The organism is Aeromicrobium sp. PFPM2_SD2 (assembly GCF_057364525.1).
Genome location: NZ_JBNFNZ010000083.1, coordinates 1 through 7,247, shown reverse-complemented (window position 1 = coordinate 7,247; position 7,247 = coordinate 1). Strand labels below are relative to the sequence as shown.

At 73.6% G+C, this 7,247-nt stretch carries 9 protein-coding genes, 1 tRNA gene and 1 pseudogene; 4 read left to right on the top strand and 7 right to left on the bottom strand.

Annotated features, from left to right (window positions below):
• Positions 1 to 376: pseudogene (locus tag AC2W7G_RS06140) on the top strand (hypothetical protein); the annotation flags it as partial.
• 3 nt (positions 377 to 379) lie between these two features.
• Here AC2W7G_RS06140 and AC2W7G_RS06135 read toward each other — a convergent pair.
• Positions 380 to 616: a DUF1059 domain-containing protein gene (locus tag AC2W7G_RS06135; RefSeq protein ID WP_485867654.1), complete on the bottom strand. Its 237-nt coding sequence runs from the start codon at positions 614 to 616 to the stop codon at positions 380 to 382.
• A gap of 101 nt (positions 617 to 717) precedes the next feature.
• Between AC2W7G_RS06135 and AC2W7G_RS06130 the strand changes: the two genes are divergently transcribed.
• Together AC2W7G_RS06130 and AC2W7G_RS06125 are read left to right on the top strand one after the other, a co-directional pair.
• Positions 718 to 1,536 carry an NAD(P)-dependent oxidoreductase gene (locus AC2W7G_RS06130; protein WP_485867653.1) on the top strand — a complete coding sequence of 273 codons (819 nt, stop codon included), beginning with the start codon at positions 718 to 720 and terminating at the stop codon, positions 1,534 to 1,536.
• Between the two features lie 120 nt (positions 1,537 to 1,656).
• Positions 1,657 to 1,733: transfer RNA gene (locus AC2W7G_RS06125), tRNA-Leu, on the top strand.
• A gap of 116 nt (positions 1,734 to 1,849) precedes the next feature.
• On the opposite strand, the gene AC2W7G_RS06120 is transcribed toward AC2W7G_RS06125, so the two are convergent.
• From AC2W7G_RS06120 to trmB, 6 genes are all read right to left on the bottom strand, one after another.
• On the bottom strand, positions 1,850 to 2,506 hold the full coding sequence (locus AC2W7G_RS06120; RefSeq protein WP_485867652.1) for a 3-oxoacid CoA-transferase subunit B: 657 nt from the start codon (positions 2,504 to 2,506) through the stop codon (positions 1,850 to 1,852).
• A complete protein-coding gene (locus AC2W7G_RS06115) occupies positions 2,506 to 3,201 on the bottom strand; it encodes a 3-oxoacid CoA-transferase subunit A (RefSeq protein ID WP_485867651.1) in 696 nt (231 codons plus the stop codon). Before AC2W7G_RS06115 ends, AC2W7G_RS06120 begins: the two co-directional genes overlap by 1 nt.
• Before the next feature lie 79 nt (positions 3,202 to 3,280).
• Positions 3,281 to 4,465 carry a thiolase family protein gene (locus AC2W7G_RS06110; RefSeq protein WP_485867650.1) on the bottom strand — a complete coding sequence of 395 codons (1,185 nt, stop codon included), beginning with the start codon at positions 4,463 to 4,465 and terminating at the stop codon, positions 3,281 to 3,283.
• 44 nt (positions 4,466 to 4,509) lie between these two features.
• Positions 4,510 to 5,340, bottom strand: a complete 831-nt coding sequence (locus AC2W7G_RS06105) for an IclR family transcriptional regulator domain-containing protein (protein ID WP_485867649.1) — start codon at positions 5,338 to 5,340, stop codon at positions 4,510 to 4,512.
• A 69-nt stretch (positions 5,341 to 5,409) separates the two neighbouring features.
• Complete coding sequence (locus AC2W7G_RS06100) at positions 5,410 to 5,799, bottom strand: hypothetical protein (RefSeq protein ID WP_485867648.1); 390 nt, start codon at positions 5,797 to 5,799, stop codon at positions 5,410 to 5,412.
• Between the two features lie 9 nt (positions 5,800 to 5,808).
• Positions 5,809 to 6,519, bottom strand: coding sequence for a tRNA (guanosine(46)-N7)-methyltransferase TrmB (gene trmB / locus AC2W7G_RS06095; RefSeq protein ID WP_485867647.1), 711 nt, complete (start codon positions 6,517 to 6,519; stop codon positions 5,809 to 5,811).
• Positions 6,520 to 6,556: 37 nt separating this feature from the next.
• On the opposite strand from trmB, the gene AC2W7G_RS06090 reads away from it, so the two are divergent.
• The gene (locus AC2W7G_RS06090; RefSeq protein ID WP_485867646.1) at positions 6,557 to 7,081 is read left to right on the top strand and encodes a DinB family protein; all 525 of its coding nucleotides are present in this window, start codon (positions 6,557 to 6,559) and stop codon (positions 7,079 to 7,081) included.
• Positions 7,082 to 7,247: the final 166 nt, after the last annotated feature.

The following is a 7,247-nucleotide window of genomic DNA, read 5'->3' as shown; positions in this document are numbered from 1 at the left end:
CCGGCCGACTGGGAGGTCGTCGACGCGTTCCTGTCCGCGGCCCGCCGGCGGCGAGCTCGAGCGGCTCGTGCTGCTGCTGGCGCCCGACGTCGTGGTGAGCGCGGACGACATGGCGCTGGCGCTCGGCACCCCGGCCCGGATCGAGGGGCGCGAGCCGGTCTCGACGTTCTTCAACGGCTCGGCCCAGGCTGCGCTGCCGGTCTTCGCCAACGGACGCCCCGCCGCGGCGTGGATGCACCGCGGCGAGGCGCGCGTCGTCTTCGACTTCACCGTCGCCGGCGGCGTCGTCACCGCCATCCGGTTCCGGGCCGAGCCGTCGCTGCTGGCCACGGTCCGACCCCGTCGCGACGACGCCGAGCGGCGTCCGGGCGACTGACGCTCAGCCCTCGGGCAGCTCGGCGAACGCCTTCTTGGTCGCGCGGTACCAGCCCAGGCCCTTCACGGGGTTGCGCCAGCGTCCCTTCATCGCCTCGTGCGCTGGCTCGTGGTCGGCGTCGCCGCCGCGCACGGCCTCGCGCAGGTGCCGGTCCTGGGCCTTGATGACGTCGTCGGCGGTCTCGCCGCGCAGCTCCAGGTCGCACGGTCCACCGAGGTCGCGGCAGGTCATGGTCTTCATGGTGGTCTCCTCGTTCGTCGGCAGGCTCGTCCTGCTCCACCTGTCTGACGCACGAGGGGCACGCGATGTGACCGGCGTCGGGTGCGGGCATGATCGGGACCATGACTGAACTCCGCGTGAGCGTCCCCGGGGAGACCTGGCTGGCGTCGCTGGCCGACGAGCCGGACGTCGAGCTGGCGGTGTGGGACCCTCGGTCGTCCGACCAGCCGGACGGGCACCTCGACCTGGTCGTGTGGCCCTACGACCTGGGCGGAGGCGACGCCTTCACCCGCCTGGACGTCTCGCGCATCGGCCTCGTGCAGCTGCAGTCGCTGGGCTACGACGGCGTGGCCGACGCGATCGGGGAGGGCGGCCGGGTGGCGAACGCGGTCGGCGTCCACGAGGAGTCGACCGCCGAGCTGGCCGTCGCCCTGACGCTGGCGGCGCTGCGCGACCTGCCCGTCCACGTGCGCCAGCAGGAGCGCGGCGAGTGGCGCAAGGCGTTCACGTCCAGCCTCATCGACCGGCGGGTCATGCTGCTGGGCCACGGCGGCATCGGCACCCAGGTGGCGCGGCGGCTCGACGGCTTCGGCTGCGAGCTCGTGCGCGTGGCGTCCCGGGCCCGTGACGAGGACGGCGTGCACGTCCACGGCACCGACGAGCTGGACGCCCTGCTGCCGACCGTCGACGTCGTCGTGGTGGCCGTGCCCTACTCGGCGGCGACGCACCACCTGGTCGGTGCCGGCTTCCTGGCCGCGCTGCCCGACGGAGCCCTGGTGGTCAACGTGGCCCGCGGCAAGGTCGCCGACACCGACGCGATCCTGGCCGAGGCCGGACGCCTGCGGTTCGCCTCGGACGTCTGGACCCCGAGCCGCTGCCGGCGGACCACCCGCTGTGGTCGGCACCCGGCGTCCTGGTCAGCCCGCACGTGGGCGGCATGACGTCGGCCATGCGGCCCCGCATCGAGCGGGTCGTGCGCGGTCAGCTCGCCCGGCTGCGCGCGGGGGAGGAGCCGGCGGACGTCGTGGTGGGTTCACGCGGCTGACTAGGCTGGCCGCCGCGCTCCCGTAGCCCAATCGGCAGAGGCGGACGGCTTAAACCCGTCGCAGTGTGGGTTCGAGTCCCACCGGGAGCACCACACCTCACCCCGCGTCCCCTCCGGCGCGATTCGTGAAGAAATGGACCACGATCGCCTCGATCGTGGTCCATTTCTTCACACATCTCGGGGGAGCCGGGCTGGGGTGCGACACGTCCTCAGGCGCGCTGGAGCGGGACGTCCATGCGCGCGGCGAGCTCGTCGAACGACAGGCCGTAGGTCTCCAGCACCGTGACGCCGTCCGCACCGACCTCGAACACGCCGTGGTCGGTGTAGACGCGGCTCACGCAGCCAACCCCGGTGAGCGGGTAGGTGCACTCCGGGACGATCTTCGCCGAGCCGTCCTTGGCGAACAGGCTCATCATCACCAGCACCTCCTTGGCTCCGATGGCCAGGTCCATCGCGCCGCCGACGGCGGGGATGGCGTCCGGCGCGCCGGTGTGCCAGTTGGCCAGGTCGCCGTTGCCGGCGACCTGGAAGGCGCCCAGCACGCAGACGTCCAGGTGGCCCCCCCGCATCATCGCGAAGGAGTCGGCGTGGTGGAAGTACGCGGCGCCGGGCAGCTCGGTGACCGGGACCTTGCCCGCGTTCGTGAGGTCGGTGTCGATGTCGTCACCGCGGGCCTGCGGGCCCATCCCGAGCATGCCGTTCTCGGTGTGCAGGACGACGCCGGAGTCGGCCGACAGGTGGTCGGCGACCTTGGTCGGCTGGCCGATGCCGAGGTTGACGTACGCCCCGTCGGGGATGTCCTGCGCGACGCGGGCGGCGAGCTCGTCGCGGTCCAGCGGGCCGCGGTCGGTGTTCTCGACGGTCATCAGCGGGCTCCTTCCACCTGCAGGTGACGGGGCTCGACCTGCACGAGGCGGTCGACGTAGATGCTCGGCGTCACGACGGCCTCGGGGTCGAGCGCGCCGACCTCGACGACCTGCGACACCTGCGCGACCACGGTCGACGCGGCGGTGGCCATGACCGGACCGAAGTTGCGGGCCGTCTTACGGTAGACGAGGTTGCCCATCCGGTCGGCGGTGTGCGCCGAGATCAGCGCGACGTCGCCCTTGATCGGCATCTCCAGGACGTAGGTGCGGCCGTCGATCTCGCGCACCTCCTTGCCCTCGGCCAGCGGCGTGCCGACGCCGGTGGGGCAGAAGAACGCGCCGATGCCGGCCCCGGCGGCGCGCATGCGCTCGGCCAGGTTGCCCTGCGGCACGACCTCGAGCTCGATGCGGCCCGAGCGGTACAGCTCGTCGAAGACGTAGGAGTCGCTCTGCCGCGGGAACGAGCAGATGACCTTGCGGACGCGTCCGGCCTTCAGCAGCGCGGCCAGGCCCCACTCGCCGTTGCCGGCGTTGTTGCTGACCACGGTGAGGTCGGTCGCGCCCTGCTCGATGAGCGCCTCGATGAGGTCGAACGGCATGCCGGCCAGGCCGAAGCCGCCGACCAGGAGGGTCGAGCCGTCCTCGACGCCGTCGACGGCCTCCAGCGCGGTGTCCAGCACCCGCGCCCGGCTCATCGCGTCACCTCCGGGGAAAGGGCACGGTACGTCGGTGCCGCGATTCGTGCGGTGCTGCTGATCGCTCGCTGGCGTTCGCTCATCGCGTCGCCTCGGTGTTCTCCAGGACGACGGCCAGGCCCTGGCCGACGCCGATGCAGATGCCGGCGACGCCCCAGCGCTGGTTGCGCTCGCGCAGGACGTGGGCGAGCGTGCCGACCACGCGGGTGCCGGAAGCGCCGAGCGGGTGGCCGATGGCGATGGCGCCGCCGCGGGTGTTGACGATCTCGGGGTCGACGTCCCACGCGTCCACGCAGGCCAGCGACTGGGCGGCGAACGCCTCGTTGAGCTCGATCGCGCCGACGTCGGACCACGAGATGCCCGTGCGGCGCAGGGCCTGGTTCGCCGCCTCGACCGGCGCGAAGCCGAACTCGGTCGGGTCGAGCGCGTGGACGCCGCGGCCGGCGATGCGGGCCAGCGGGGCCGTGCCGAGCAGGTCGGCGGCGGACTCCGAGCCCAGCACGACCGCGGACGCGCCGTCGTTCAGCGGGGACGCGTTGCCGGCGGTGATGCTGCCGTCGGGCCGGAAGGCCGGCTTGAGCCCGGCGAGCTTCTCGGCCGTCGAGCCGGGGCGGATGCTCTCGTCGCGGTCGAGCTCGACGCCCTCGACGGGCACGACGAGGTCGGCGTAGAAGCCGTCCTCCCAGGCCTGCGCGGCCAGCTGGTGCGAGCGGGCGGCGAAGGCGTCCTGGCGCTCGCGGCTGATGCCCTTGGCCTCGGCGAGCTGCTCGTTGCACTCGCCGAGCGAGATCGTCCACTCCTTCGGCATGCGCGGGTTGACCAGGCGCCAGCCGAGCGTGGTGGAGACGGCGGTGGTGTCGCCGGCCGGGAAGGCGCGCGACGGCTTGGGCAGGACCCAGGGGGCCCGGGTCATCGACTCCACGCCACCGGCGACCACGACGTCCGCGTCGCCGGTGTCGATGGCGCGCGATCCCTGGATGACGGCGTCCAGGCTCGAGCCGCACAGCCGGTTGATGCTCGTGGCCGGCACGGACGTCGGGAGTCCGGACAGCAGCACGGCCATGCGTCCGACGTTGCGGTTGTCCTCGCCGGCGCCGTTCGCGTTGCCCCAGACGACGTCGTCGATGCGGGCCGGGTCGAGGTCCGGCGTCCTGGCCAGGACCCCGGTCAGCGCGGTGGCGGCGAGGTCGTCGGGGCGGACGCCGGCGAGCGCTCCGTTGAACTTGCCGAACGGCGTCCGGGCGGCGGCGTAGACGAAGGCCATGGCTCCTCCAGGTGGAGAGTGTTCACGATGCGAACAAAAGTTTGCTATGCGAACACCAGCGTACCACCGGGAACGCCTCCCGCCCAGGGGTCAGCGCACGGCGTGCGGGGCGACGGCCAGGTCGGCCGAGATCGCCTCGGCGGTCGCGAGCACCTCGTCGCGGTACTCCTCCGGCAGCGGCCGGCCGGAGTAGGTCGCCGACACGTTGATCGCCGCGACCACCGTCCCGTCCGCGCGGCGCAGCGGGGCGGCCACGGACGCCAGGCCGGGGCTCGAGCTCCTGCTCGACGCCGGCCCCAGCCCTGCTCCCGCACCTGGGCGAGCACCTGGCGCAACGTGGCCTCGTCGTGGACGGTCGCGTCGGTGAGGGCCGGGAGGGCGGCGCGCGCGAAGTAGTCGTCGAGCTCGGCCGCCGGCAGGTGGGCGAGCAGCACGCGGCCCATGGACGTCGCGTGGGCGGGGAAGCGGGTGCCGACGGTGATGCCGACCGACATGATGCGGCGGGTGCTCACCCGGGCGACGTAGACGATGTCGGTGCCGTCGAGCACGGCCGCGGACGTCGACTCGTGCAGCGACGCGCTCAGCCGCTCGAGGTGCGGCTGGGCGATCTGCGGGAGGTCCAGCCCGCTGAGGTAGGCCGTGCCGAGCCGCAGCACCTGCGGCGTCAGCGAGAACCGCGTGCCGTCCAGCCGGACGAAGCCCAGGTCGACGAGCGTGAGCAGGAAGCGGCGCGCGGTGGCGCGGGTCAGCCCGGTGCGCTGGGCGACCTCGGTGAGCGTCATCGCCGGGTGCTCGCGGTCGAACGCGGTGATGACCGCCAGGCCGCGGGCCAGCGACTGCACGTGGTGCGCTCCCTCGGGCTCTGCGGTGCTCATGGCGCACACCCTAGAGGGCGCGGGCGAGCCGGGACGCGCGGTCGACGAGGACCCGCGAGCGTCCCCGGGCTACAGCTGCGCGATGCGGAGCGCCGACCAGGCGTCGCCCGGGCGGACGTGCTCGTAGGCGGCCCAGGCGAAGTCGTCCAGGACGTCGTACACGTCCTCGGGCGTCATCGTGCCGAAGCCGTCGTCGGGGTACACGACCCAGATCGGCTCCACCGAGCCGAGCCGGGCGAGGGTGTCGTCCAGGACGCGGCGCAGGTCCTCCTGGCCGTCCACGACGAGCACCGCGGCGTCGACGGAGTCACCGGGGTCGCGGTCGTCGGTCTCCTCGAGGACGTACGCGCCCTCGGGCAGCGGGTCCAGCAGGCTGTCGGTCTCGGGGGAGCCGCCGACGACCCAGACGGCGTACCCCTCGCCGATGCCGAGCAGCTCGGCGTTCGTGGGGTCGGGCACGGGGTCAGCCTAGCGACGCGTCGCCGTGAGGTCCCAGATGTCGCGCCCGACGGTCGTGCCCTTGGTCTCGAAGCGCGTCACCGTGCGTCCGTCGAAGCGCTCGGTGCGGCCGGCGTGGTCGAACCCGGCGGCCCGGCCGACGACCTCGTCCATCTGCTCGGCGTACTCGGCCCAGTCGGTCGCGAGCCGCAGGACGCCGCCCGGACGCAGCACGCGGTGGGCCAGCGGCATGAACGTGTCGTCGACCAGGCGCCGCTTGTGGTGGCGCTTCTTGTGCCACGGGTCGGGGAAGAACACCCACAGCTCCTCGGCGCACTCCGCGGGCAGCCAGGTGGCCAGCGCCTCGGCGGCGTTGACGATCGCCAGCCGGACGTTGGTGAGGCCGTGCTGACGCACCTGCACGAGGGTCTGCGCGACGCCGGGCTTGTAGACCTCCAGGGCCAGGAAGTCGTGCTCGGGACGCTCCTGGGCGGCGGCCACGACCGCCTCGCCGCGCCCGCTGCCCACCTCCACGACGAGCGGCGCACGGCGGCCGAACACCGCCTCCAGGTCCAGCTCGTGCCCGGGGTCGACGGACGTGCTGGGCCCGTTGCGCGGGACGTCGAGCACGTAGTGGCCGGCGAGCTCGTCCCAGGCGCTCTGCTGGCGCTCGTTCAGACGACCGCCGCGGCGGGTGAAGGAGACCGGCTCGGTGCGGTACGGCAGGGGTGCTTCGGACACCGGTGCAGCCTACCGGCGGGCGTCGTAGGGTCTGGCCATGGCGATCACCCCCGACACCAAGGACTGGACCTGGGTGCTGTCCGAGCCGTGCCCCGAGTGCGGCTTCGACCCCACGCGGCTCGACCCGCGCGACGTGCCCGAGCTGGTGCGCCAGAGCGTGCCGCGCTGGCAGCTGGCGCTGGGCCGGGGGGACGCCGCCGAGCGTCCGGACGACAGCACCTGGTCGGTCGTCGAGTACGCGTGCCACGTCCGCGACGTCTTCACCGTGTTCGCCGAGCGGATCGCGCTCGTGCTGCGCGAGGACGACCCGGAGTTCGCCAACTGGGACCAGGACGCGACGGCCCTCGAGCGGGACTACGCCTCCCAGGACGCCTCGGTCGTCGCGGCGGAGATCGCCGTCGCGGGGGAGCGGGCCGCGGCCGCGTTCGCGATCGTCCCCGACGACGCGTGGGACCGCACCGCCCGACGCAGCAACGGCTCGCGGTTCACCGCGGCCACCCTCGCCCAGTACTTCTGGCACGACGTCGAGCACCACCTCCACGACGTCCGCGCCGACCAGTGACCGCGGACGCCGTCGACGCGATCGTCCTCGCCGGAGGGCGCGGGTCGCGGCTGGGCGGCGTCGACAAGGCGGGACTGGACGTCGGCGGGCGCACCCTGCTGGACGGTGTCCTGGCCGCCGTCGCCGCCTGCCCCCGCGTGGTCGTGGTCGGAGACGTGGCGCCGCG

Coding starts and splice junctions, on each gene's coding strand:
- AC2W7G_RS06135 (WP_485867654.1), bottom strand. CDS start 616: ATGAAGACCATGACCTGCCGCGACCTCGGTGGACCGTGCGACCTGGAG.
- AC2W7G_RS06130 (WP_485867653.1), top strand. CDS start 718: ATGACTGAACTCCGCGTGAGCGTCCCCGGGGAGACCTGGCTGGCGTCG.
- AC2W7G_RS06120 (WP_485867652.1), bottom strand. CDS start 2,506: ATGACCGTCGAGAACACCGACCGCGGCCCGCTGGACCGCGACGAGCTC.
- AC2W7G_RS06115 (WP_485867651.1), bottom strand. CDS start 3,201: ATGAGCCGGGCGCGGGTGCTGGACACCGCGCTGGAGGCCGTCGACGGC.
- AC2W7G_RS06110 (WP_485867650.1), bottom strand. CDS start 4,465: ATGGCCTTCGTCTACGCCGCCGCCCGGACGCCGTTCGGCAAGTTCAAC.
- AC2W7G_RS06105 (WP_485867649.1), bottom strand. CDS start 5,340: ATGAGCACCGCAGAGCCCGAGGGAGCGCACCACGTGCAGTCGCTGGCC.
- AC2W7G_RS06090 (WP_485867646.1), top strand. CDS start 6,557: ATGGCGATCACCCCCGACACCAAGGACTGGACCTGGGTGCTGTCCGAG.